This is a genomic window from Micromonospora sp. NPDC007208 (assembly GCF_042869175.1).
Classification (GTDB): Bacteria; Actinomycetota; Actinomycetes; order Mycobacteriales; family Micromonosporaceae; genus Micromonospora; species Micromonospora foliorum.
Window position 1 is genome coordinate 369,110 of the sequence record NZ_JBIAFG010000002.1, and the last position, 22,810, is coordinate 391,919.

The 22,810-nt window shown below is 69.7% G+C and carries 22 protein-coding genes and 2 tRNA genes; 15 read left to right on the forward strand and 9 right to left on the reverse strand.

Going from position 1 to position 22,810, the window contains the following annotated elements; translation table 11 throughout:
- The first annotated feature begins 86 nt into the window (after window positions 1-86).
- From ACFYL6_RS05170 to ACFYL6_RS05185, 4 genes are read left to right on the forward strand one after another with little or no spacing between them, the layout of a single operon-like run.
- On the forward strand, window positions 87-803 hold the full coding sequence (locus ACFYL6_RS05170) for an energy-coupling factor ABC transporter permease (protein WP_387167681.1): 717 nt from the start codon (window positions 87-89) through the stop codon (window positions 801-803).
- Window positions 800-1,243, forward strand: a complete 444-nt coding sequence (locus tag ACFYL6_RS05175; protein WP_387167684.1) for a PDGLE domain-containing protein — start codon at window positions 800-802, stop codon at window positions 1,241-1,243. The genes ACFYL6_RS05170 and ACFYL6_RS05175 overlap by 4 nt, the downstream gene beginning before the upstream one ends.
- A 15-nt stretch (window positions 1,244-1,258) precedes the next feature.
- A complete protein-coding gene (gene cbiQ / locus ACFYL6_RS05180; RefSeq protein WP_387167687.1) occupies window positions 1,259-2,029 on the forward strand; it encodes a cobalt ECF transporter T component CbiQ in 771 nt (256 codons plus the stop codon).
- Window positions 2,026-2,784 carry an energy-coupling factor ABC transporter ATP-binding protein gene (locus tag ACFYL6_RS05185; RefSeq protein WP_387167689.1) on the forward strand — a complete coding sequence of 253 codons (759 nt, stop codon included), beginning with the start codon at window positions 2,026-2,028 and terminating at the stop codon, window positions 2,782-2,784. Before cbiQ ends, ACFYL6_RS05185 begins: the two co-directional genes overlap by 4 nt.
- Here the strand turns inward: ACFYL6_RS05185 and ACFYL6_RS05190 are convergent.
- From ACFYL6_RS05190 to ACFYL6_RS05205, 4 genes are read right to left on the reverse strand one after another with little or no spacing between them, the layout of a single operon-like run.
- The gene (locus ACFYL6_RS05190) at window positions 2,768-3,880 is read right to left on the reverse strand and encodes a hypothetical protein (protein ID WP_387167692.1); all 1,113 of its coding nucleotides are present in this window, start codon (window positions 3,878-3,880) and stop codon (window positions 2,768-2,770) included. The genes ACFYL6_RS05185 and ACFYL6_RS05190 overlap by 17 nt on opposite strands.
- A complete protein-coding gene (locus ACFYL6_RS05195) occupies window positions 3,877-4,593 on the reverse strand; it encodes a DsbA family protein (protein ID WP_387167695.1) in 717 nt (238 codons plus the stop codon). Before ACFYL6_RS05195 ends, ACFYL6_RS05190 begins: the two co-directional genes overlap by 4 nt.
- On the reverse strand, window positions 4,586-5,110 hold the full coding sequence (locus ACFYL6_RS05200) for a MauE/DoxX family redox-associated membrane protein (protein ID WP_387167698.1): 525 nt from the start codon (window positions 5,108-5,110) through the stop codon (window positions 4,586-4,588). The genes ACFYL6_RS05195 and ACFYL6_RS05200 overlap by 8 nt, the downstream gene beginning before the upstream one ends.
- Before the next feature lie 32 nt (window positions 5,111-5,142).
- Window positions 5,143-5,733, reverse strand: a complete 591-nt coding sequence (locus tag ACFYL6_RS05205) for a sigma-70 family RNA polymerase sigma factor (RefSeq protein ID WP_387167701.1) — start codon at window positions 5,731-5,733, stop codon at window positions 5,143-5,145.
- A 172-nt stretch (window positions 5,734-5,905) separates the two neighbouring features.
- On the opposite strand from ACFYL6_RS05205, the gene ACFYL6_RS05210 reads away from it, so the two are divergent.
- The 3 genes from ACFYL6_RS05210 (at window position 5,906) to ACFYL6_RS05220 (ending at window position 9,492) form a co-directional block, all read left to right on the forward strand.
- The gene (locus tag ACFYL6_RS05210; RefSeq protein ID WP_387168254.1) at window positions 5,906-7,573 is read left to right on the forward strand and encodes a copper resistance CopC/CopD family protein; all 1,668 of its coding nucleotides are present in this window, start codon (window positions 5,906-5,908) and stop codon (window positions 7,571-7,573) included.
- Window positions 7,574-7,590: 17 nt separating this feature from the next.
- Window positions 7,591-8,322: a YcnI family protein gene (locus ACFYL6_RS05215; protein ID WP_387167703.1), complete on the forward strand. Its 732-nt coding sequence runs from the start codon at window positions 7,591-7,593 to the stop codon at window positions 8,320-8,322.
- Between the two features lie 150 nt (window positions 8,323-8,472).
- The gene (locus ACFYL6_RS05220; protein ID WP_387168256.1) at window positions 8,473-9,492 is read left to right on the forward strand and encodes a hypothetical protein; all 1,020 of its coding nucleotides are present in this window, start codon (window positions 8,473-8,475) and stop codon (window positions 9,490-9,492) included.
- Between the two features lie 135 nt (window positions 9,493-9,627).
- Here the strand turns inward: ACFYL6_RS05220 and ACFYL6_RS05225 are convergent, their stop codons facing one another.
- Window positions 9,628-10,911 carry a glycosyltransferase 87 family protein gene (locus ACFYL6_RS05225; RefSeq protein WP_387167706.1) on the reverse strand — a complete coding sequence of 428 codons (1,284 nt, stop codon included), beginning with the start codon at window positions 10,909-10,911 and terminating at the stop codon, window positions 9,628-9,630.
- Between the two features lie 72 nt (window positions 10,912-10,983).
- Here ACFYL6_RS05225 and orn point away from each other — a divergent pair, with 72 nt between their 5' ends.
- Both orn and ACFYL6_RS05235 read left to right on the forward strand, forming a co-directional pair.
- A complete protein-coding gene (orn, locus tag ACFYL6_RS05230) occupies window positions 10,984-11,574 on the forward strand; it encodes an oligoribonuclease (RefSeq protein ID WP_387167709.1) in 591 nt (196 codons plus the stop codon).
- 112 nt (window positions 11,575-11,686) lie between these two features.
- Window positions 11,687-11,759, forward strand: a tRNA-His gene (locus tag ACFYL6_RS05235).
- Window positions 11,760-11,872: 113 nt separating this feature from the next.
- Here ACFYL6_RS05235 and ACFYL6_RS05240 read toward each other — a convergent pair.
- Together ACFYL6_RS05240 and ACFYL6_RS05245 are read right to left on the reverse strand one after the other, a co-directional pair.
- The gene (locus tag ACFYL6_RS05240; protein WP_387167712.1) at window positions 11,873-13,165 is read right to left on the reverse strand and encodes an Ig-like domain-containing protein; all 1,293 of its coding nucleotides are present in this window, start codon (window positions 13,163-13,165) and stop codon (window positions 11,873-11,875) included.
- A gap of 249 nt (window positions 13,166-13,414) precedes the next feature.
- Window positions 13,415-14,677, reverse strand: coding sequence for an Ig-like domain-containing protein (locus ACFYL6_RS05245; protein ID WP_387167715.1), 1,263 nt, complete (start codon window positions 14,675-14,677; stop codon window positions 13,415-13,417).
- 187 nt (window positions 14,678-14,864) lie between these two features.
- On the opposite strand from ACFYL6_RS05245, the gene ACFYL6_RS05250 reads away from it, so the two are divergent.
- The 3 genes from ACFYL6_RS05250 to ACFYL6_RS05260 all read left to right on the forward strand — a co-directional run bounded on the left by ACFYL6_RS05250 (window position 14,865) and on the right by ACFYL6_RS05260 (window position 18,478).
- Window positions 14,865-14,940, forward strand: a tRNA-Lys gene (locus ACFYL6_RS05250).
- A 318-nt stretch (window positions 14,941-15,258) separates the two neighbouring features.
- Window positions 15,259-17,916: a serine/threonine-protein kinase gene (locus ACFYL6_RS05255; protein ID WP_387167718.1), complete on the forward strand. Its 2,658-nt coding sequence runs from the start codon at window positions 15,259-15,261 to the stop codon at window positions 17,914-17,916.
- A gap of 265 nt (window positions 17,917-18,181) precedes the next feature.
- Window positions 18,182-18,478 carry a DUF4326 domain-containing protein gene (locus tag ACFYL6_RS05260; protein WP_387167721.1) on the forward strand — a complete coding sequence of 99 codons (297 nt, stop codon included), beginning with the start codon at window positions 18,182-18,184 and terminating at the stop codon, window positions 18,476-18,478.
- On the opposite strand, the gene ACFYL6_RS05265 is transcribed toward ACFYL6_RS05260, so the two are convergent.
- Window positions 18,468-19,358 carry a hypothetical protein gene (locus ACFYL6_RS05265; protein WP_387168259.1) on the reverse strand — a complete coding sequence of 297 codons (891 nt, stop codon included), beginning with the start codon at window positions 19,356-19,358 and terminating at the stop codon, window positions 18,468-18,470. The two genes, ACFYL6_RS05260 and ACFYL6_RS05265, sit on opposite strands and share 11 nt — an antisense overlap.
- Window positions 19,359-19,882: 524 nt before the next feature.
- Between ACFYL6_RS05265 and ACFYL6_RS05270 the strand changes: the two genes are divergently transcribed.
- From ACFYL6_RS05270 to ACFYL6_RS05280, 3 genes are all read left to right on the forward strand, one after another.
- Complete coding sequence (locus ACFYL6_RS05270; protein WP_387167724.1) at window positions 19,883-20,503, forward strand: DeoR family transcriptional regulator; 621 nt, start codon at window positions 19,883-19,885, stop codon at window positions 20,501-20,503.
- Window positions 20,479-20,679: a hypothetical protein gene (locus ACFYL6_RS05275; protein ID WP_387167727.1), complete on the forward strand. Its 201-nt coding sequence runs from the start codon at window positions 20,479-20,481 to the stop codon at window positions 20,677-20,679. Before ACFYL6_RS05270 ends, ACFYL6_RS05275 begins: the two co-directional genes overlap by 25 nt.
- 147 nt (window positions 20,680-20,826) lie before the next feature.
- Window positions 20,827-21,507 (forward strand): YdcF family protein, encoded by a 681-nt coding sequence (locus ACFYL6_RS05280; protein WP_387167730.1) that lies wholly within the window; start codon window positions 20,827-20,829, stop codon window positions 21,505-21,507.
- A gap of 6 nt (window positions 21,508-21,513) precedes the next feature.
- On the opposite strand, the gene ACFYL6_RS05285 is transcribed toward ACFYL6_RS05280, so the two are convergent.
- Entirely contained in the window at window positions 21,514-22,740 is a 1,227-nt protein-coding gene (locus ACFYL6_RS05285; RefSeq protein ID WP_387167733.1) for a helix-turn-helix domain-containing protein, read from the reverse strand.
- Between the last annotated feature and the right edge of the window lie 70 nt (window positions 22,741-22,810).

Genomic DNA, 22,810 nt, shown 5'->3' on the forward strand with positions numbered 1-22,810 from the left:
TGTTGCCAGAGTCTGGCAACAACGATGCTTGGGAAATAGGCTGACCCACGCCGGCCCGGTCGGGCCGCTGACGCGTGGGAGGTCGCGTGGAGACACTGGCGATGCACATCTCGAACGGGATCATCGACGGTCCCGTTGCAGCGATCTTCGCTGCGCTCGCTCTTGCCGCACTCACCGTCTGCGTCCTGCGCGGCCGGCGCGACCTGGACGACCGGCTGGCCCCGATGGCCGGCCTGGTGGCGGCGTTCATCTTCGCCGTCCAGATGCTCAACTTCCCGATCTTCACGGCCGGCGTCAGTGGCCACCTGCTCGGTGGCGCGCTCGCCGCCATGCTGGTCGGCCCGTGGGTCGGCGCGCTCTGCGTGGCCGTGGTGCTTGTCGTACAGGCACTGATCTTCGGTGACGGCGGCGTGGCGATGCTCGGCCTCAACATCACGAACATGGCGTTGCTCGGCACCGCCGCGGCGTACGCGCTGATCGCGCTGCTGTTGCGGGTGCTGCCCCGCACCCGGGCCGGTCTGGCGGTGACCGCGTTCGTCGCCGCGACGGTCAGCGTGGTGGTGGCGTCGCAGGGCTTCGTCCTGCAGTACTGGCTGGGTGGCACCACCGACCTGGGCAACAACCTGGGCGGCCTGGCCGGCACGATGGCCGGTGTCCACCTGCTGATCGGCATCGGTGAGGGCCTGATCACCGCGACCACGGTGCTCACCGTCGCGAAGGTACGCCCCGACCTGGTGTACGCGCTGCGTTCCCTGCGCGCGCCCGCCGCCCCCGCCGTCCCGGTCGCCGGAGGTGTCCGATGAAGAACCGATCGTGGGCCTTCCTGGCCGGCGGCCTGCTGGTCGCCCTGCTGCTCGCGGGTGTGGTGAGCAACTACGCCTCGTCGCACCCGGACGGGCTGGACTCGTCCCTGCTCAAGGGCTGCACGGTCGACGCCGACGACAACATCGTCGGGGGGAACTGCCCGGCTCAGCAGGCCCGCGACCACGAGTTGGCCGACAGCCCGCTCGCCGACTACGGCGTACGGGGCGTGCGGAACAGCTTCGTCTCCACCGGCCTCTCCGGGGTGCTCGGGGTGCTGGTCACCTTCGCGATCGGGGCCGGCGGGTTCTGGCTGCTGCGCCGTCGAGGTGGCACGCCGACCGACGCTGACGCGGCGACGCCCGCCGAGGGTGCCACGCCCGCCGAGGGTGACCCGGCGACGTCCGGCGACGTCCGGCGCCGCGCCGACGCGGCCAGCTGAGCAGGGGGTACTCGGATGGGAGCCGGTCACGGGCACGTGCTGTACCGCGAGTCGGACTCGCCGGTGCACCGGCTCCCGCCCGAGGTCAAGATCGTGGCGATGGTGGTCTTCACCGTCGCCGTGGTGGCCACCCCACGCGAGGCGTTCTGGGCCTTCGGCGCGTACGCCGTGCTGGTGGCGGCGGTGGCGGCGCTGGCCCGGGTGGGACCACGGTGGTTGCTCAGCCGAGCGTTGATCGAGCTGCCGTTCGTGTTGTTCGCCGTCGCACTGCCGTTCCTCGGCAGCGGTGACCGGGTCGAGGTGCTGGGCCTGCGCCTGTCCGAGGATGGGCTGCACGGCGCGTGGAACATCGTGGCCAAGGGCACCCTGGGCGTGCTCGCCTCGCTGCTGCTCGCCGCGACCACCACCACCCGGGACCTGATCGTGGGGTTGGACCGGCTGCACTGCCCGCAGGTGCTCACCCAGATCGCCACGTTCATGCTGCGCTACCTGGACGTGCTGGTCGGCGAGGCGCGGCGGATGCGGGTGGCCCGGATCTCCCGGGGCGACGACCCGCGTTTCCTGTGGCAGCTGCGCGGCTTCGCCGCCGGGATCGGGGCGTTGTTCCTGCGCGCCTTCGAGCGCGGCGAGCGGGTCTATCTGGCGATGCTGTCCCGGGGCTACACCGGGCGGATGCCCGCCGTGTGGCAGGGCGAGGGTGCGGCGAGCGCCGGTCAGTGGCTGGTCGCGGCCACCGTGCCGGTGTTGGCGGCCTCCATCGCCGCCACCGCCGTCGTGCTGTCATGATCGGTGTCGTGCAGACCGCTGTCTCGCTGGACGTTCGGGGCGTTCGCTACGCGTACCCGGACGGGCACGTCGCCCTGCGGGGGATCGACCTGAACGTGCCGCGTGGCGACCGGGTGGCGCTGCTCGGGCCCAACGGCGCCGGCAAGACCACGCTGGTGCTGCACCTCAACGGCATCCTCACCCCGACCGAGGGGAGCGTGAGCGTCGGCGGGCTGACGGTCACCCCGGATCGGGGCACCCTGGCCGAGGTACGTCGCCGGGTGGGCATCGTCTTCCAAGACCCGGACGACCAGTTGTTCCTGCCCACGGTGGCGGAGGACGTGGCGTTCGGGCCGGCGAACCTGGGTCTGCGCGGGGCCGAGTTGGCCGCCCGGGTGGACGAGGCGCTCGCCGCGGTGGGGATGGGTGAGCACCGGGACCGTGCCCCGCAGCACCTGTCGTTCGGGCAGCGTCGGCGGGTGGCGGTGGCCACCGTTCTCGCCATGCACCCGGAGATCCTGGTGCTCGACGAGCCGTCGTCGAACCTGGACCCGGCGGCCCGTCGTGAGCTCGCCGAGATCCTGCGCGGCCTGCCGGTGACCCTGCTGATGGTCACGCACGACCTGCCGTACGCGGCGGAGCTGTGCGAGCGTTCGGTGATCCTGGACGACGGCCGGATCGTGGCCGACGCGCCCACCCGCACCCTGCTCAACGACGCCCCCCTGCTGGCGAGACACCGCCTGGAACTGCCCTACGGCTTCACCCCGCAGCCGTAGACCCACTCTCGGCGGCCTCGACCCGCGGTGCCGCCGCCGTGGTGCGGGTGGCGGCGTGCAGGCGCAGGATGCCGGCGGCTGTCGCGCCGGCGCCGGTGATCAGGAAGAGCGCCACCATCACCCGGGCGGTCGTGGGCGACCAGGGCACGGGGGCGATGGCGCGGGCGAACACGGTGGCGTTCGCCGCTCCGGCGAAGAGCGCCAGGCAGGCCCCGGCCAGCGCGACCACGAAGTCGGCGGCCGGGCGGCGGCTCAGCGCGTACCAGCCGGCGGCGACCGCGCCGAGGCCGGTGAGCAGGGACCAGATCTGCCCGGACAGCAGCCCGACCAGCACCCCGCCCACACCCTGGGCTCCCGCGTCGAGTTCCCGTCCCACCGGGTAGCCGACGGCCAGCGTGCCGCCGACGATCAGGAGCACGCCCAGCGCGGACAGCGCGCGTGCGCCGGCCGGGGCGGTGGCGGTGAGCAGGCCGAGCGCGCCCACCGCGAGCAGCCCCACGATGGTCACGGCCCACCAGGTGTACGCGTCCGGCGGCGGCACCCAGTCCAGCGTGCCGCCGATCACCGCCGGGTCGGTGCCGTCGCGCAGCGGGATCGTCCAGTCCCGGACCCGGTGCTCGCGGTCCGGCGCGGCGCGTACCGCGGGCGGTGGTGCCGACTCCTGCCACAGCGCGCGTTGGTCGTGCCAGCGCGCGGTGGTGCCGTCGTCGATCCGCCGCCAGGAGGGTGGGGCGGCCGGGTCGGCTTCGGCGGGGAGCGCGGTGTCCCCGGCGATGGTGCGGTTCAGGTACGTGGCGGGGGAGTGGCTGTTCTCGAAGACCCCGTCCGGGCCGACGCGCAGGTACGGCTCACCGGAGTAGCCGATGACCTCGATGGCGCGGCCGGTGCGGTTGGTCAGTTCCAGTCGGGCGCCCGCCTCGATGACGCGTACCTCAAGCCCTGGCCGCGCCGGTGCGACCCCGGTGGTCCGGGTGCGGTAGTCGGTGCCGTCCGGCGCGTCCGCGCCGTGCGCGGCGGCGGGCGCCGCGCTGATCAGGGTCGCCACGCCGGCTGCGGCGGCGATCAGGCCGGCGCGGCCCAGCAGGGTACGGATCACTTGCCGGCCGCCGCCACGGCTGCGGTGAGAGCGTCCGGGGTGGGGTTCTCGAGGGCCTGACCGTTGACCCTGACGGTCGGCGTGCCGGTGACGTTGCTCCGGCTGGCGTCGTCGGTGACGTGTTCGGTCCAGGTCCGGTACGTCTGGTCCTTCACGCAGCCGCCGAAGGAGGCCCGGTCGAGGCCCACGCCGGCGCCGATGTCGATGAGCTGGTCGTCGGTGAGCCCGGCGCTGCCCTCCGGCGGCTGCTGGGCGAAGAGCGCCTTGGCGTACTCGTGGTACTTGCCGCCCGCCGCGGCGCAGCCGGAGGCGGCCGAGGAGCGGGTGGAGTATTCGGTCGTGGAGAAACGGTTGAGGTAGGCGACCGGGTGGTAGACGACCTTCGCCTTGTTCTCGGCCACCAACTGTTCGAGCGTCGACCCGCTGGTCTGTTCGAACTGCCTGCAGGCCGGGCAGAGGAAGTCCTCGTAGACGTCGACGGTGACCGCGCCGCCGCCGGTGACGATGCCGGTGCCGGCCGCGTTGGCGCCGGGTGGGGTGGTGAAGTCGTCGGAGCGCTGGTTGGACCAGACGACCCAGCCGACGACGCCGGCGATGACCAGGATGACGACCGCGGCGGCGGAGACCCAGATCGTGCGGCGGCGGCGCCGCTCGCGGGCCAACTGCTCGCGGACCACCCGGGCGGCGTCCCGCTGCCCCTTGCGACTACTCATCCTCGTCCTCCACAACGGGTTCGCCGGCCAACCACCCGTCCACCGATACCGGCGTACGCGGCCAGATCAGCAGAAATCCGGCCAGAACCAAGAATCCCAGGTCCCGGAGGATCTCCGGGAGGTAACTGGGGGCCTGCCCCGCCGCCAGTTGCCCGCCGCTGCCGAAGCAGCCGCAGTCGATGGCCAGCCCACGCGCCCAGGCCGAGGCGATCCCCGCGATGAAGACCCCCAGCAGCGCGGCGGAGACCCCGGCGACGAGCCGGGTGGCCAGCCCGAGCAGCAGGAGCACGCCCAGCGCCAGCTCGACGAAGGGCAGGGCCGCGCCGATCACGGTCGCCACGTCGTACGGCAGCACCTGGTACGCGTTGACCGCCCGCCCGGAGGCGGCGAGGTCGCTGACCTTCGAGGCGCCGGCGACCAACCAGACGGCGGCGAGGCCGAGTCGGGCCGCGATGCCGAGCCAGGGGCGGGCCAGGGGCCAACGGCCGCCGCGGGTGGAAGGTGCTGTCACGCTCATTTGTCGTCCCGTCCGCGCCGGAAGTTCCACGCTCAGCCGGTCAGGGCGTCGCCGACCGCCTCGACCAGATCGTCCCGGGCCCGCGCGACCCGCGACCGGATGGTTCCCACCGGCACCCCTTCCACGGCGGCGGCCTCGGCGTACGACAGGCCGAGCAGTTGGGTGAGCACGAACGCGGAGCGCCGCTCGGGGCCGAGGCGGCGGACCAGGTCGGCGGCGCCGAACTGGCCGGCCGGGTCCGGGTGCGGTCGGTCGGTGTACGCGTTGGCCGCCAGGCGTTCGTCGAGTCGCCGGCGCCTGATCACGGTGCGCAGGTGGTCGGCGCAGGCACGCCGGGCGATGCCGAGCAGCCAGGTGCGGGCGCTGGAGCGACCCTCGAACGCGGGCAGGGCCCGAAACGCCCGCAGGTAGGTCTCCTGGGTCAGGTCGTCGGCGCTGTCCGGGTCGACCAGAGCGGCGGCGAACCGCCAGACCTCGGCCTGGGTCAGCCGGACGAACGCCGCCTGGGCGGTGGGGTCACCGTCGCGGGCGGTCAGCGCCCACTCGGTTGCCGGGTCCCGGGCGGCCTCGTCGGCCGGCTCTGCCGGACCGGCGGCGCCGGAGTCACGCGGGACAGGGATCACGACACATCAGGTTACGCGGCACCCGGCCCAGCGTCAGGGTCGTTCGGCCCTTGGATGGTCTGCGCCACGTCGGGAACTTTTCCCCGCCCCGGGCCGACTACCAGTTCATGACGTGCGACCACAGAAGCGACCACCCCCCTCGGGTCGCCGAATGGGACACCCATCGGAGACCATGGCCGGCATGACTGTCGCCCCCCGCCGCTGGGCCGCCCGGCTGGCCGCAGCCGCCGGCCTCCTGGTCACCGTCGTCGCCTTGTTGATCGCGCCAGCCACCTCCGCCAGCGCCCACGCGGTGCTGGAGAGCAGCAGTCCGGCCGCCGCGTCCATCGTGCCGAGCGGGCCGTCCGAGGTGGTCCTCACGTTCAGCGAGGCGGTCCGCAAGGTGCCCGGCAAGATCCGGGTCATCGCGCCGGACGGTTCCCGGGCCGACCGGGGCGAACCGTCGTTCGGCGACACTGTCGTGACCATCCCGGTGGATCCGGCCGGCGCCCGGGGCACCTACCTGGTCAGCTTCCGGGTGATCTCCGCCGACAGCCACCCGGTCTCCGGGGCGTTCACCTACTCGGTCGGCGCGCCCTCGACGCCACCCGTCGACACCGGCACGGACAGCCGCGCCAATCCGGTGGTCGAGACGGCGGTGAAGGTGGCCCGTTTCCTCGGCTACGCAGGCCTGGTGCTGCTGGTGGGGCCGGCGCTGGTGCTCGCCGCGCTCTGGCCACGGCGGCTCTCCCGGCGGGGGCCGACCCGGCTGGCCTGGATCGGCCTCGGTCTGGTGGCCTTTGCCACCCTCGCCGACCTGTGGTTGCAGGTGCCCTACACGGCCGGTGGTGGTCTCTTCGACGTCACCGGCGAGGGGTTCGGCAGCGTCTTCGGCAGCGCTTTCGGTGCCGCCCACCTGGTCCGACTCGGCCTGCTGGCGGCATCCGTGTTCCTGCTCCGCCCGCTGCTGGCCCGGCCCGCCGGCCGCGCGGACGCGATCATCCTGGCCGTGCTCGGCGGCGCCGCCCTGCTGACCTGGCCGCTGGCCGGGCACGCGGCGGCCTCCCCGGCGCCGGCGGTCTCCGTGGTGGTCGACGCGGTCCACCTGGGCAGCATGGCGGTCTGGCTGGGTGGTCTGCTGATGCTCGCCGTCTTCCTGCTGCGGCAGGCCGACGAACGAGAGTTGGGCGCGATCCTGCCGATCTGGTCGCGCTGGGCGGCGCTCGCCGTCTCGGCGCTGCTGCTGGCCGGCACCGTCCAGGCGCTGATCGAGGTGGCCACCCCGCAGGCGCTCTTCGACACCACGTACGGGCGCTTGCTGCTCGCCAAGATCGGGCTGTTCGCGCTTGTCATCGGCGTGGCCGCGTACTCCCGGCAGTTGGTGCGCAGCCGCGTCGCGGCGCAACGCCCGGCGCCGGTGCGCCGGGCGGTCCTGGTGGAGTTGGCCGTCACCGTGGTGGTGCTGGCCGTGTCCGCCACGCTCGTGCAGACCACGCCCGCCCGCACCGCCGCGGCCGGCCCGTCCGCCGGGGCCGAGGCCGGCCTCTTCAGCACCAGGCTCTCCAGCCCGCTCCTGACCGTCGAGGTCGAGGTGAGCCCGGCCCAGCGGGGCAACAACTCGGTGCACCTGTACGCGTACGGCAAGGACAACCAGCCACTGCTGGTCGCCGAGTGGAAGGCGACCGTCGCGCTGCCCTCGGCCGGGATCGAGCCGATCGAGGTGCCGTTGCTGCGGTTGACGGACAGTCACGCCTACGGCGACATCAGCCTGCCGAGCGCCGGTGACTGGCAACTGAAGATCACCGCCCGAACGACAGACATCGACCAGGCCACGGTGACCGCCACCGTGCCCATCCGTTAGAGAGGTTCGCGAAACCCATGAGCCGATTCCGGCGTACCGCAACCGCCGCTGCCGCCCTGGCGTTCACCGCCGCCGCCACCGCTGTGCTCGGCTTCGCCGGGCCGGCGTCCGCGCACGTCACGGTGAACCCGAAGGAGGCGACCCAGGGCGGCTACGCCCGGGTGGCGTTCCGGGTGCCGAACGAGAGCGACAGCGCGTCGACCGTCAAGCTCGAGGTGGTGCTCCCGGAGAACGCCCCGGTCGGCTCGGTGTCGACGATGCCGGTGCCCGGCTGGACGGTCGCCACCGAGAAGCGCAAGGTGGACCCGCCGATCGAGGTGCACGGCAGTCAGCTCACCGAGGCGGTCTCCAAGATCACCTGGACGGCGTCCGGCGACGCCGGGGTGAAGCCGGGCCAGTTCCAGGAGTTCCCCGTCTCGCTGGGGCCGCTGCCGCAGGTCGACTCGATGGTCTTCAAGACCCTGCAGACCTACTCGGACGGCAACATCTCGCGGTGGATCGACGAGCCGGCGCCGGGTGCCGAGGAGCCGGAGCACCCGGCTCCGGTGCTCACCCTGGCCGCCGCGGCGGCGCCGACGGGTTCGGCCGCGCCGACCGCCGCCGTCGCGTCGCCCGACGACGATGACGACGACGGCAACGGGCTCGCGGTCGGCCTCGGCGTCGCCGGTCTCGTCGCCGGTCTGGCCGGCCTGGCGCTGGGCGGGCTGGCGTTCGCGCGTACCCGCCGGGAGCCGGTCGCCAAGGCCTGACCCCTGTTCCACCCGCTGGCCCGCCGGATCATCCGGCGGGCCAGCGCGCTTTCCGGAGTCGAAGCCGACCGTGCCGTGGATATCCCCTGATCAGACGCCGTACGTCGGTAAGGTCGGCCGGGTATTTGGCTACGGAGGGGGACGGTGCGGATGCGGTTCGTGCGGGTGGTCGCCGGAGTGCTGCTGTTGGTCGTGGGAATTCCGGCGCTGTTCGCCGGTGGCGGACTGTGGCTGGTGACCCGACACGCCGACCCCGGCGGGGGCTTCGCCGCCCGCTTCGAGACGGTCCGCACGCCCGGTCACGCGGTCGTGGTCACCGACCTCGACCGACTGCTGCGGCAGGAGGCGCCCTTCGCGCGTACCGCGCAGACCCGGCTGCGCCTGGAGGCCCGCACCACGAGCGGCCCGGCCTTCGTCGGACTGGCGCCCACCGCGGAGGTGCGTGGCTGGCTGGAGGCAGTGCCGCACGCCACGGTCCGTCGGGTCGCGCTGGCCCGGGGTCCGCTGCCGGTCCGGCTCGATCCGGCCGGACCGGCCGCCGACACCCCGGGCGTCGCGACGGCCGACGGGCCGGTCACGCCGCTGGGTCGGCCCTTCTGGGTACGCGAGGGGATCGGCTCGCTGGAATGGAGCGCGGACGACCTGGCCGGCGAACCCATGAGCCTGGTGGTGATGCGCCCCGACGGTACTGCCGACCTGGCCCTGGACCTGCGCGCCGAGTTGCGGGCCGGGTGGACCGGCCCGGCCGCCTGGGGTCTGCTGACCGTCGGCGTGCTGCTGGTGGTGTGCGCGGCGCTGCTCCTGCTGCGACCGCTGCGCCCCCGCGAGGTGATCTTCGTGGTGGAGCCGGACCAGGTGCCGGTGCTCGCCGGCCGGCTCGGGGTCACCTCGCTGAGTGGCCTCGGCCTCGGCCAACCCGACCCGGCCCCGCCGTTGCCGGTACGACAACTCGAGCCGGTCGGCTCCGGAGCGGCGGAACGTCCCCGGTCGGCGATCGGCGCCGCCCGCGCGGCCACCCTCGCCGACCTGGACGAACCGGTCCTGCTGCCCCGGCCACCGGAGGTGACGCTGAGCCTCGCCTGGCCGCCGGCCGACGCGGACGAGCCCACGGCCCGGCCGGTGGCGGTCCCGCCAGGCGACGACCCGGCCCATGACGGCCGAACCGGTTGACGACCCGGCCGGCGGCGACCCGGTCGGTGGCGGTGGCTGAGACGGCGAGTGGCCCTCCGCGCTGCCGACGCGGAGGGCCACTCTCACCGGGGGATCGGTGCTACCCGAGCGACGCTTGAGGTAGATGAGGACAGGTTAGCGCCGAACATGGCTACTCGGGAGGTCTGTCCAATTGGTGCGATTTTCCGCACCGGGCCTTGACCGCACCGGCAGCGCCGCCAGCAGCAGCAGGCTGAGCAGCACGTAGGTGTTCTGTACGACGAAGTCGACCGGGTCGTGAGTGTGGACCGGTCCCGCGCCCCAGGCCTGGAACGTCACCACGCCGTAGATGGTCACGGCGGTGATGCCCAGCGCGAGCCCGGCCAGCCACCGACGCCTGGGTGCCTCGTCCGGGCGGTCGGCGCTCAACGCCGCGTCGGCGAGCAGCACCACGGCGGGCACGAACCAGTAGATGTGGTGGGTCCAGGTGATCGGGCTCGCCAGGGAACCGACCAACCCGGTCAACGTCAGGCCCGTCAACGGGTCACCGGCCCGCGCCGCGCGGGCGGCCCGCCACAGCCCGTAGCCGGCGACCACGGCGACCACCAGCAGCCAGAGCAGCCGGTCCGGCTTCGCCGGCTCGGTGAACCGGCTGAGCAGGCCGAACAGCGACTGGTTGCCGACGATGTCGGTGCGCCCCACCCGCTCGGTGGTCCACAGCTCGTGCGTCCAGAACCGCCACGAGTCACGTGGGGCGATCGCCGCCGCGAGCAGGGTCGCCGCCGCCGCGGTCGCGCTCGCCACCGCCGCGGCCCGCCACCGCCGGGTGGCCAGCAGGTACACGATGAAGATGCCGGGAAAGAGCTTGAGCGCGGTCGCCAGCCCCACGCCCACCCCGGCCCAGCGTCGCGCCTGCGGCACCGCGAACAGCAGATCGGCGAGGATCAGCACGACCAGCAGCATGTTGATCTGGCCGAAGGTGATCGTCTCGCGGATGCTCTCCACCGCCAGCACCAGCAGAACGGCGGCGACCAGCGTGAACGTCCGGGGCAGGTTGTGTCGGGCGATCACCGGCACCACCAGCCACCGGGTGGTCAGCACCACGGCCAGCACGGTGAGCGCCGTGAAGATCGCCACGGTGGCGCCGAGCCGCAGCAGCCCGAACGGCCACAGCAGCAGCGCGCTGAACGGTGGGTAGGTGAAGTACAACTCGCCCTGCACCCGGTCGGGTTGGACGTAGTCGTAGAGCGGATGACCGACGCGCCACCAGTCCATCGCGGACATGTAGATCTTGAGATCGAAGAAGTTGTGCACGAGACCGGGCAGGTAGAGCGCTGGCAGCACAGCGCCGAGGGCCACCACCGCGACCAGGCGACGGACCGTACGGCCGCCGGGATCGTCTTCGGTGACGGCGGGCGGTGCGACGGGTTCTGCTGGCACCCCGAAACCCTAGCGGGCCGGTCCGCCGAGAGCGCGCAGCCGCAGGGCGTGGGCTGCGCGTAGGCTGTCCCGGTGGCTGATCTCCTCGTCTGGATCGACTGTGAGATGACTGGGTTGGACCTCGGCAGGGACAAACTGATCGAGGTCGCGGCACTGGTCACCGATCCGGATCTCAACGTGCTGGGTGACGGTGTCGACGTGGTCATCCACGCCGACGAGGCGGCACTGGAGGGGATGCCGGAGATCGTGCAGACGATGCACGCCAAGTCCGGCCTCACCGAGGAGGTCCGTCGTTCGGCGGTCACCCTCGCCGAGGCCGAAGACCTGGTGCTGGAGTACGTCCGCACCTTCGTGAAGGATCCGCGTACGGCTCCGCTGTGCGGCAACTCGATCGCCACCGACCGGGGCTTCATCGCCCGGGACATGCCCCGCCTCGACGCGCACCTGCACTACCGGATGATCGACGTGTCGTCGATCAAGGAACTCTGCCGTCGCTGGTACCCCCGCGTGTACTTCGGGCAGCCGCAGAAGGGTCTCGCGCACCGGGCGCTGGCCGACATCCGGGAGAGCATCCGGGAGTTGGAGTACTACCGGCGCACCCTCTTCGTTCCGCTGCCCGGGCCGGATGTCGACACCGCCAAGGCCATCGCCGCCGAACTCTGACCGCGCTGCTTCGTAGCGGGGAGCAGGGAACCCGCTGGACGAGGCGCGCCACGGTGTGGCTATTATTGGTCCGCACCCCGCCCGGAGCGATCGACCGGGCGACGGCGGCATGGTGGCTGTAGCTCAGTTGGCAGAGCACCGGGTTGTGGTCCCGGTTGTCGTGGGTTCAATTCCCATCAGTCACCCAGCTGGTTTTACTGCTCAGGCCCCCTCTTCGGAGGGGGCCTGAGTCGTTGTGGGGGCGACACAGGGGCCTACGCGAAAGCCCCCTCCGAAGAGGGGGCTTCCGTCGAGTGGCTCAGGCGGTCGGCGTGGGGGACGGGGTGACCGCCCCGCCCGGGGTCGGGGTGGTGGCGTCCGGGTCGGCCGGCGGCTCGTACGGAAGGGCGCTGCCCTTGACGTACTCGTCCCAGCTCATGTTCCAGTCGGTCCACCCGTTGCCGTTCTGCAGCTTGCGTTCGGTGCCCTTGACCGTGATCGGGTCGCCGATCTGGGTGTTCTTGAAGAGCCAGTCGCCGTTGGCCATCGACACGTTCACGCAGCCGTGCGACACGTTCACGCTGCCCTGCTGACCCTCGGACCAGGGTGCCGCGTGGATGAACTCGCCGCCCCAGGTGAGGCGCTGCGCAAAGTCAATCTTGGTGCGGTAGCCCTCCTCCGGGCCCAACTCCTCGAACGTGTCGAAGACCGTCTTGCGCAGCTTCTCGATCACGACCATGGTGCCGCTGGACGACGGGGTGCTCTTCTTGCCCAGGCTGACCGGGATGGTCTTGATCACAGAGCCGTTACGGGTCACCGTCATCCGCTTGGTCTTGTTGTCCACCGTCATGACCACCGCCGCGCCGATCTTGACGTCCACCGAGAGGTCGGCGCGCCCGTACCAACCCTCACCCATCGGCAGGCCGCCCGCCTGCACCCGGTAGGAAACCTTGCTGTTGGGCTTCCAGAACTCCTTCGGCCGGTACCGGATCTCGGTGGGGCTGACCCAGTGCCAGATCCCCGCCTGCGCAGGAGTCGAGGTGACCGTCATCCGGCGCTGCACGTCGTCGCGGTAGTCCTCCGGGATGCCCCGGCTGAACTTCACGATCAGCGGCATGCCCACCCCGACCACCTGGTTGTCACCGAGGAAGCTGCTCACCCGTACCTGATTGCCGGGCTTGGCCATGGTGGTGAAGGTGCTGGTCGCCGTGGCCGGAAGCCCGTCGTCACCCTTGGCGGTCACGGTCGCCGTGTAGCTCGTGCCGTACGCCAGGGCGCCGGTCGGTAGCCACGACTTGCCGTCCTTGGCGAGGGCGCCCTCGACCGTCTTGCCGGCGGCGTCCTTCAGCTCGACCGCGGTCTCCACGGCATCCTTCGTGGTGAAGGTGATGCCGGTGGACGCCGGCACGTCCTTGGCGTCCGCCGCCGGCTCACTGATCGTGGCCGCGGCCTTCGGCGCCGGGTTCTCGCCGCCGCCGTGCCACGAGGACGGCTTGCCGCCGTCGCCGTCGGTGCAGGCCGAGGTGAAGGCCAGCGCAACGGCGAGAAGCCCCGCCGCGAACACGCGGCGTCGCCCGCCGGGCCGGATCAGCTGGTCCTGGCTAGCTCGCATGAATTCCCTCACAGTCGTGGTCGCTGCCCCATCGTCTCCTACTGACGCGCCAGAGCCGGCCCCGGTTGCCGAGGGTGAACCGAAACACGCCATCAATAGTGCCCGAGTTCTGCTACTATCCGGCGTTTCGTGAGCTTGGTTCGTCTCCGTACCGGGAGTGCGGGGGTCGCCGCGCCGTCGTCGAGCGGCGGGAGTGCAAGGGTACGCCGGCCCCGCCAACGGCAGGGCCGGCGCAACGAGGCCGACGGCTCAGACCGCCGGGCCGGCCCCACCGCTGGGCACCGGCAACGCGCTGCCCTTGATGAACTCCGACCAGCTCAGGCTCCACGCCGTCCAACCGTTGCCGGCGGCGATCCTGCGTTCGGTGCCCTTGATCGTGATCGGGTCGCCGATCCGGGTCTTGTCGAACAACCACCTGGCGTTCGCCATCGACACGTTCACACAGCCGTGCGAGACGTTCTGCCGCCCCTGCACGTGCTCCGACCACGGCGCGGCGTGGATGTACTCGCCACCCCAGGTGAGCCGCTGGGCGAACTGGATGTCGGTCACGTAGCGGTTGGCCGGGTCCGGGTCGTCCCGGGTGTCGAAGACCGTGGCTTCCTTCTTCTCCATCACGACCATCGTGCCGCTCGACGACGGCGTGCTCTTCTTGCCCAGGCTCACCGGAATCGTGCGTACCGCCGCGCCGTTCTCGTACACCGTCATCTTCTTGTTGGCGTTGTCGACCTTCATCTCGAACGACCGCCCGATCTTGGCGGTGGCCTTGCGGTCGATGTCGCCGTACTTGCCGTTGCTCAACGGCACCCCCGCCAGCGCGATCCGCACGGTGATGGTGGTGCCCGACTTCCAGTACTCCGGGGCCCGGTAGTAGGCCTGCGTGCCGTTGCTGACCCAGTGCCACGCACCAGGCTGCGGCGGGTCGGTCCGGACGAACATCCGCTTCTGCACCGCCGCCCGGTCCTTCTTCGGGATACCGGGGTGGAACTCGGTGACCACCGGCATGGCCACCCCGTAGCTCTTGTCGTCGAAGAGGTACAGGCCCGACCCGATTGTCGACTTCGGCTTGGCCATCGTGGTGAAGCTGCTGGTGCCCTGGCTGCTCGTGCCGTCCGACGCGCTCGCCGTCACCGTGGCCGTGTAGCGGGTGCCCCACTTCAGCGGAGCGGACGGCACCCAGGACGAACCATCGGTACGCAGCTTGCCCTCGACCGTGCCGCCGCCGTCCGCCGTCAGCGTTACCGCGGACACCTTCCCGCCGTCCGGGAGCTTCGCGCTGATCTCCGTGCTCACCGGCCTGTTCTTCGTGCCGTTCGCCGGGCTCAGCGTGAGCGGTGGCCCGCTCGGTGTGCTCGGTGCCGAAGGTGCGGCCGAGCCGGGGGCGGCGCTCGCGTCCGAAGACCCTCCGCCAACGAATTCCGGCTTCTTGTCGTCGCCACCGCATCCGGTCAGTGCCAGCGACGCCACCAGAGTCAGGGCGCCCACCACCGCCCCGGCTCGCGTGAACCGTGCCATGCCCACCTCTGTTCTCGCGTACCTGGCGGACATCGTGCCGCATCACCGCCGCAACCCACGCCCCGATCTTGGCCGTGGTGGTCGGTTTGGGGCTTTTTGCCGGCAAAGCTCGACCGAAGGGGGGACCCTGGGAACCGAATTGGAGCCCGTGTTGGAGGGGTGCTAATGTTCTCTCCGTTGCCGACGAGCGCCGCTAGCTCAACTGGCAGAGCAGCGGACTCTTAATCCGCGGGTTCGGGGTTCGAGTCCCTGGCGGCGCACCAACGATCAAGGCCCTGACCTGGTGGTTCACACCGGGTCGGGGCCTTTTTCGTGTACGTCGGTGGTGGGTGGTTGCTCTGTGGGTGCTCCGGAGCGGTTGGACCGGGCTGGCGTCGGTGGGACGCGGTGTCGCGCCACTGGATAAATGACTCTCCATGCGCTGTCATGGGCAGGCGCCCTTCCGAGGAACTCCGATCAGACGTCGGGGTCCCTTGAAACCCGCAGGCGAGTGTGTAGCGATTCCACCGCGGTGGCTAAGCCGGCACGCTGACGCACAGTGGCGTGGAGGACAATCTTCGCGACGCCGAGGGAGGTCGTGAGTGGCGGATAGACGTTCGAGTGAACTGATCGCCGCGTATGGAGCGCTTCTTGACGGCGCAGCGACTGAGCCGGATCACGTCGACCGGCTGTCTGATTTGGTCGTCGGGGTCCTGAGCCGTTACGAGGTGAAGGCGCGTCGGTCTCGGCCGGGCGTCCTGACCTCGGCCAGAACTGTCGCCGTGCCGCTGCCCTCGATGAACATCTCGATGGAGATCGCTGGTATCGATGAGCCTTTGACTGCGGCTCATGTCGCCATGGTGGGAGCGCGTGCCACAGCGACGCTGCGACCGGCAGTGCTATCGCTGCAAGGCTTCGATCCAGAGGCGGTCGAGGTAGGCGATGACGTGATGCTGCTCGATCGGCACCATTTCGAGGCGATGCTCGGCGGGCTCGTGGACCCGATAGAGCTGCTAGAAGCCGTCGCCCAACAGGCGATCTTCGACTCTCAGCCCTACATGTCCCTGACCCGGTTCCTAACAATCCAGCAGCCGGCGCCCTGCCCACAGTTCGCGCCGCCCGATCGTGTACCTCCGCCCTGGGAGTTGGTGGACAGGGTCGAGGGCGACGTGCGGCTTCGTCAAATCCTTGGAGGTCGGCCGGGCTGGCCCGAGATGACAGGCATGGCGGTCATGGACGCCCGGAGGTTGCTGCTCACCACTACGGATGGGTTGATTGAGGTTGATGTAAGGCGTGGTACCGGAACCTGGTTTCTGGCGATGCGAGGGCTGCGCGGTGCTCCCCTCGTTCGTGGGGACGGTTCGGTGCTGGTGATCTGCCATGACACCGTCATCGCATACTGCGATGAAGAGGTTGTCCCGATCGCCGGGGGTCTCCGCGGAGTGGTCGGTCTGTGTGCGGATCGTGAGGACGATGCGTGGGTGCTGTCGGGGACCGGAGTGGAGTTCGGCGGGGGCTCCGACTCACTGTTACTGACGCGCATCGGAGACCAGTTCGGACGGCAGCAAACTTACGCGGTCGGTTTCAACGCGAGCGTTCACGGCGTGACATGGCTGCATGGCCGTAGCTTCTATCTCGCGGCCGGCGGCAACAGTGGTGTCGTCGATCTCTCCCGCAGCAGCGCCGTGCGGTCCGCTGACCAGGTCAGATCGGAGCAGCCGTACCCCAACCACGTGATCGCGCTTAATGCCTGGACGGTTCTCACGGGATCGGCTAGTGGCAGCGGCGTGGGTGTAACGATTTATCGCACTGATGTTCTCGGGCGGAGTACCGAGCTGTTGGCGCGGTTGAGGCTGAACAAGGTTCAGGGCATGGCAGTGGCCCCAGGTGAATATCTCTACATCCTTGGCGACGTCCGCGGCAACGATCTTCAGCTGCCTCGGCCGGTGATCCTCAAGGCGACGCTTCCACAACAGGCCCAGCCTGCCGAGGTAGGTACGGCGGCGCCGCTTCATCAGCTGCGGTTGGCGGCTAGAGGGGAGCGGCGCGACTACGCGCTGGACCCCAAACCAATTGCCGACGGTGGGCAGGCGATTGTCTTCGGCGCTCGGCACCGCGCGAGCGGTGTTCGAGTAGCGTTCAAGAGGCTGAAGATTAAGAACCCGGAGAACGTTGCGCGCATGCGTCGCGAGGTCGAGGCAGGGCAACGTTTCGGCAACAACGCTCACGTCGTGCCGGTCCTTGACTTCGACCCAGCCGCCGGTTGGCTCGTAATGCCCCTGGCGTCGGACACTGCGGCCGAGACCCTCGACGAGTTTGAGAGTTCGCGAGGTCTTCTCGAGCTCGTCAAGGCGATTTGCGAGGGCCTTCGGCAGCCACACAAGGAAGGCTGGGTTCATCGTGATCTGAAGCCGGCCAACATCTTGAGGATGGACGGAACCTGGGCCGTCGCCGATTGGGGACTGGGCCGACGGCCACGGGGCCGGACGAGTCAGCCTGGGCGCACCCAGGTCGGCGTGCTCTACGGCACCGAGGGCTTCGCCGCGCCGGAGCTGTCCGACGATGCCCACGAAGCCGGCCCACAAGCCGACATCTACAGCCTCGGACAGCTCATCGGCTGGGCTCGCACGAAGCAGTGGCCACGAGCCAACCGGCCGCTGGTGCCAGCCGAGGCGCCCTGGCAGACCGTGGTTGAGGTGATGACGCGCGACGACCCAACCCAGCGACCGGCCACGGTCGACGATGTCCTGGCACTGGTGACCTCTGCCGTGGCAGACACCAGTAACTTGCAGACGGCTCCGAACATTGAGCCGCCAGTCCACGGCCCCGTCGTGGTCGCCATGGAGCCGGAGCGCCAGCCTGCAGCACAACAGGTGCTCACGCCGGTCCCGGTTCTAGACTCATCAATCGAGCCGATGGTTGTAAAGGGTTTGCTAGGGCGCGTGGAGTTCGACGGCCACGTCGTCACAATTCTCAAGGACGGCTTTGGTCCTCAGATGAAGGGTCGTCGCGCCGTTACCATCAATCAGATCGACACGGTCGTTGTCAAACCTGCTACACGCTGGAACCACGGCTATATCCAGATCATTGTCGAGGGTCAGTCGCCAGCTCCTATGCAACGCGGCCTATTCCTCGGCGGCCGACCGTCTATGGAAGACTCATTGTCGATGTCCTTTCGGAGTCGGACCAATGAAGAGATTAGCCGGTTGAAGGAGTCCATTGAGGCGGCCATCGGGCGTGAGCGAATCGTCCAACGTTGAGCGCGCCAGCTGTGGTGCTGAGAAAGCAGCGAAACTGTGGATTACTGTCAGCGGCGCTTCAGGTGCGCGGGCTGGATGATCGACGGGTACCCGGAAGCCGTTGGACTCGGCTGGCGTCGGCTGGACACGTCGTCGTTCCGAGGACGCCCGCACTCCTCGTCATCCTCCAGGACTCTTCGCGTTGATCGGCGGTCCATGCCCAGGCGTCGACGCGCTCCCTCTGAGCAGCTACGCGCAGTCCGTCGTTGGCGATTACGCTGGTGCGGTGGGGGGACAGCCACGGGTTCGCGTGCAGGGGGATCTCTATCACCCGGTGGTGCCGCCCGGAGCCGTGTATGTGGGGCGGCAGGGGTTCGGGCTGCGGCGTTCTCCCTGGGCCAATCCGTTCAGCCTGCGGAAGCATGATCGGGCGGAGGCGTTACGCCTCTATCGGCAGTGGCTTGTGGGGCAGCCGGCCCTTGTTGACCGGGCGCGGCGGGAGCTTACGGGGATGCAGTTGGCGTGCTGGTGCCGCGTCGAGGATTCGTGCCATGCCGACGTGCTGGCCGACATCATCGGTTGAGGTGCAATCGGTATCGCGAGGTGGGCCGTCTCGGTGCGTAGACACCGCCAATGCTGAAGGACTGCGGTCTTGCCGCTTGGTTGCCTACGTAGAAGGCGACGTCGCGGTCGGCGGCGCAGAGCTGGGTGAGGAACTTGTTTCTCAGCTGTTCTGTGGCCTCCGCGTCGGTGAGCTGGTCTAGACGACGTTGTAGGGCGACGAACTCCCAGTCCCAGAGTGTCTGTTGGTGACCGCGGCATTGACGGTCTGCGCAGCGATAGCGGTAGGCACCAGTGAAGCGTGGTGCTTGAAGCGGGCTGCGCTTGGCCGGTTCCAGTAGGTCGAGCTGGTTGAGGTAGCCAGCGATCTTCTTGCGATCTTCCGCCGACCAGCCCGGATGGCGCTTGACCTGAAGAGACGAGATGTCGGCCACGCGAATCAGCGCGATCGATCGTGCGCTCCGGTCGTCGCGGGCCTGTTTGTTGAGCCAGCACATGGAGTCTTCGACGAGCGGATCGAGGAGGTTTCGACGCGACTGTCGGCTGGCGATGTGCCGCTCGGTGGTGATGGTGTCCACGATCGGCTTCCAGCTCTCGCGCCGCTGGTCCTGACTGGCTGGCAGTGCGTCGACGTGGATGATGTCGTACTTGTGGAACTTGCCGTCGTCGTCGAGGTCTCGATAGTGGACCGGGTAGAGGCGAATCCAACCCGTCCAGGGCGGGTCCATGCCCAGTGCCCCGACGCAGACCGTCTCGCCGTATCGCGCGGAGGGGTTGGGTGCCGCCTTCACTGTGATCAGAAGGCGGAGTGTCGCTGGTCGTGCCAGGACTGGCTTCGGTCTCGGATCTTCGTCGGTGCTCGGTCCCCACAACGGAAGCTGTTCCAACGGAACCACCCACATCGCCAAATGCAGCTGCCCAGGCACGTTTAGTTACATAGACGGTCTCACATTTGAATGGATCCGGCACTAGTCAGCAGGGGTGAGGGTTGGCCTCTCAGTCAAACGCCGGCGCGCAGAACTCATCTTTCTCGCTACTTTTAGTAACCACTGTCTCGGTCCATGGTGCGCCATTGCTGGGCCGGAAAGGCGCGTGTCAGGCGTTCCTGGAGATTGGTGCCGCGGTGCAGCGCTCTCCGTGGAGATCAACTACTCGGGGCTTGGTTTGACCGCTTCGCCTCTTCTGTCCTCAGCTCTTCGGCTGATTCAGTGAACAGTGATCTCCAAAATCGGCCCCAAAACCACGGTTTGGATATGTGGGTGCTCGCACGGCCCGTTGACGCCTCGTTCAACGGCCTCCGGCGAGCGCTGTCTCCGGTCACGGTGGTCCCGGTTCCCGATCTTGCGATCAGGGCATCGACCACTCTCTGTTACAGCCTTGGCGAACTGGATGTCGGACCGCCGGGGCTCGGAGGGATCATCAGGGAATGGGTGACCAGGATGCCGTGCGGCGGCTGTCCCCGCGGCGGTGGCGGATCCTGTCGTACCTGGCACAGCATGGGTCCGCGTCGACGCTGGACGTGGCGCTTGTCTGCGCGGTGTCGCGGCTGACCGCTCACCGAGACCTGGTGTGGCTGTACGAGTCGGGACTGGTGCGCCGCGAGCGCTCGGCGGAGGACCGGACTCATACCTGGTGGTACGGGGTCACGGCCGAGGGGACCGAGGTGCTCCGGCACGCCCTGACGGAGTCGGGGCGGCCGGTTCCGTTGCTGCTCGGTCAGCGGCCCTCCAGTGCGGCGGATGCCCTGCTGTTTCTGCCGTTGGTCGAGGTGTCGCGGCGCAACCCGGGGCGGTGCGAGTTGTTCCAGTGGCTGGCGACGATGGAGACCTCGTCGTGGTTGCGCCAGCACGACCTGGCGCAGTGCGGGCCGACGGCTACGGCGTATGGCTGCAGGACGGTCGGTGCCTGCGGTTCCTGGTACACGTCGACCGTGGCCCGACCGGAGACGTTGTCGCCGAGTACGAGCGGCCGGCGCCAGGGTTGGGTGGACTGTTGGGCGGCTACCGGCGTGCGGACCGGCTGGTGCCGGTCGGGGCGGTTCTGCTGATCGCGCAGGACGCCGAGCGGGAGGAACGACTGCAGGCCGACCTGCTTCGTGGGCCGCTGCCGAACGTTGTCGCCACGACCACACGGCAGCTGTTGTATCGCCAGTGGCCGGACGAGCAGGTGTGGCAGGTGCCGGGCGAAGGCGGCAGGCGTTGCCTCATCGAGGTCGGATCCTGACCGCACCCCTTCATGATGCCTTGGCCGCCCCCAGCCCTCTGGTCCTGGCGAGGTCAGCGGCGTGGTGCTGGAGTCAGCGGCGTCGTGCTGCCCTGCTAGCCCTACGCTGGCGGCATGAGGGAACCCAGCGCGGACCGGACCTGGTAGGTGCTGATGAACCGGCATGCAGCGGCACCTGCCGAGGCGATCCCTGACGCGATCCGGGCGGATGTGGAGACGCTGTGGCGCTACCACGACATGCACCACGAGTTGCGCCCGTGCGACGTGGGGATTGGGTTGGGCAGTCACGATCTCGGCGTGGCCGTAATCGCGACGCGCTTGTTTCACGAGGGCCTGTTCCCAAGGATCGTGTTCACCGGCGCGAACGCCCCAACGACCGTCGAGCGGTTCCCGCGTGGAGAAGCAGTGCACTACCGCGAGTACACCATCGAGCAGGGCGTACCCGCGGAAGCGATTCTCGTGGAGCCGCGTGCCACGAACACCGCCCAGAACCTGGAGTACTCCCGTCAGCTCCTGACCGAACACCGGATCCCGGTGAAGTCGGTGCTGATCATGTCGCGGCCCTACCAACAGCGTCGGGCCTACGCCACCTGCAGGTTGATGTGGCCAGAGGTCGATGTGGTCTGCGCGTCGAACCCACTCGAACTGGACGACTACGTGAGCAGCATCGGCGATTCGCGGCGGGTGGTGGACATGCTGGTAGGCGACACGCAGCGGATCGAGGTGTACGCGGAGCGCGGGTTCGCGATCCCGCAGGAGATTCCGGACGAGGTGCGGACGGCGTTCGAGCGCCTGGTCGCGGCTGGCTACACGAGCCGGCTAATTTGAGCCCGGCTACCAGCGGGGTCCTCCCGACCGGACGCCCATCCGGTCGCTGAGTTCGACGGCCAGTCGGGGTGGCCGGGGGCGGGTGAGGATGTCGCGGACGAGGTCGCGGGAGAGCTGGTGGTAGCGCACCTGGTCGGGGCCGATGACCTCGGCCTCCAGGAGCGCCATGAGCGCGTCGTCGATGCGGTTCCACCGGGCAAGGGCCCGGGCGGTTTCGATGGCGTGCCGAACCTGCCGCTCGACGGGCACGGTGCTGGTGTCGAGTGGGGCGCCGATGGCGATGGCGCGCTGCACGTCGCCGAGTTCCATCGCCACAGTCGTCTTGTGGATCGACACGTTGGTCGGCCCGAAGGCGGTCCAGACGTGGTTGCCATCGGCGCCGAGCCGCCGTGCGGCGGCATCGGCCTCGGCGATGTGGGTGTCGGCGGAGGCGCGGTCGTCGTCTCGGGCGGCGGCCAGCGCGCAGACGAGGTGCAGGCTGCCGTAGACCGACAGCAGCTGCGGAGTGGGTTTGGCGAGCCGCGGTTCCAGGAACTGCGCCGCCGTGGCGGCGAGGCCACGAGCCTGCGCATATTCGCCGATGGACGCCAGCGAGTGCGCGGCGGAGCGGCTGAGCGAGCCGATGACGACGTGGTCGTGGCTGGCGTTGGCCGCGGCCAGCCCTCGGCTGGCTGCGGTCCACGCGAGGTCACCTTCGCCGAGCTTGGTGAGGAACAACGCGGCGAGCTGGTGGGCGTAGGCGGTCATCGCGTGCGCTCGCTGGCCATCGTCTCCGTCGTACGCCTCGGTGGCGGTGAGGCAGTCGTGGATGAGGTAGGGCAGCCGGCGGGCGAGGGTGCCGTATCGCGAGTGCTGGTAGGCGGTCCAGATTTCGGCGACGTCGTTCTCGATCTCGCGCAGGGCGGGCGCTTCGGCGTCCCTCGTGCTGGTCAGCGTCGGCGCGAGGTGACGATAGTCGTGAAGCGCGGCCCGCAAGGCCGGGATGGTCTCGCGCCCTGAGTCGTCCGACCACTCGAAGAGGCTCGGTGCACCGATCAGGTCGCCGAGGGACACGTCGAGGGCTTTGGCGATCGCGCGTATGACTGACAGCCGGTCGAGGTCGGCCCGGTTCGTCTCGACCTTACGTAACCACTCCTGGGTCTTGCCCACCAGACCGGCTAGCACCTCTTGGGAGAGGCCTCGTCGACGTCGGTAGAAGGCGACGCGCTGGCCGATGGTCATGTCTTCCGTCATCCCTCGCACACCATCACCCTGCCCGCTGAAGGCCGCCGGACCCGGTACGGATTTTCCCGGTCCTCCGTAC

Bases quoted from the DNA above. Each gene is read 5' to 3' on its own strand.
- ACFYL6_RS05175 (WP_387167684.1), top strand. From the start codon at position 800: ATGAAGAACCGATCGTGGGCCTTCCTGGCCGGCGGCCTGCTGGTCGCC.
- cbiQ (WP_387167687.1), top strand. From the start codon at position 1,259: ATGGGAGCCGGTCACGGGCACGTGCTGTACCGCGAGTCGGACTCGCCG.
- ACFYL6_RS05185 (WP_387167689.1), top strand. From the start codon at position 2,026: ATGATCGGTGTCGTGCAGACCGCTGTCTCGCTGGACGTTCGGGGCGTT.
- ACFYL6_RS05195 (WP_387167695.1), bottom strand. From the start codon at position 4,593: ATGAGTAGTCGCAAGGGGCAGCGGGACGCCGCCCGGGTGGTCCGCGAG.
- ACFYL6_RS05200 (WP_387167698.1), bottom strand. From the start codon at position 5,110: ATGAGCGTGACAGCACCTTCCACCCGCGGCGGCCGTTGGCCCCTGGCC.
- ACFYL6_RS05210 (WP_387168254.1), top strand. From the start codon at position 5,906: ATGGCCGGCATGACTGTCGCCCCCCGCCGCTGGGCCGCCCGGCTGGCC.
- ACFYL6_RS05215 (WP_387167703.1), top strand. From the start codon at position 7,591: ATGAGCCGATTCCGGCGTACCGCAACCGCCGCTGCCGCCCTGGCGTTC.
- ACFYL6_RS05220 (WP_387168256.1), top strand. From the start codon at position 8,473: ATGCGGTTCGTGCGGGTGGTCGCCGGAGTGCTGCTGTTGGTCGTGGGA.
- ACFYL6_RS05240 (WP_387167712.1), bottom strand. From the start codon at position 13,165: ATGCGAGCTAGCCAGGACCAGCTGATCCGGCCCGGCGGGCGACGCCGC.
- ACFYL6_RS05245 (WP_387167715.1), bottom strand. From the start codon at position 14,677: ATGGCACGGTTCACGCGAGCCGGGGCGGTGGTGGGCGCCCTGACTCTG.
- ACFYL6_RS05265 (WP_387168259.1), bottom strand. From the start codon at position 19,358: ATGTGGGTGGTTCCGTTGGAACAGCTTCCGTTGTGGGGACCGAGCACC.
- ACFYL6_RS05270 (WP_387167724.1), top strand. From the start codon at position 19,883: ATGGGTGACCAGGATGCCGTGCGGCGGCTGTCCCCGCGGCGGTGGCGG.
- ACFYL6_RS05285 (WP_387167733.1), bottom strand. From the start codon at position 22,740: ATGACGGAAGACATGACCATCGGCCAGCGCGTCGCCTTCTACCGACGT.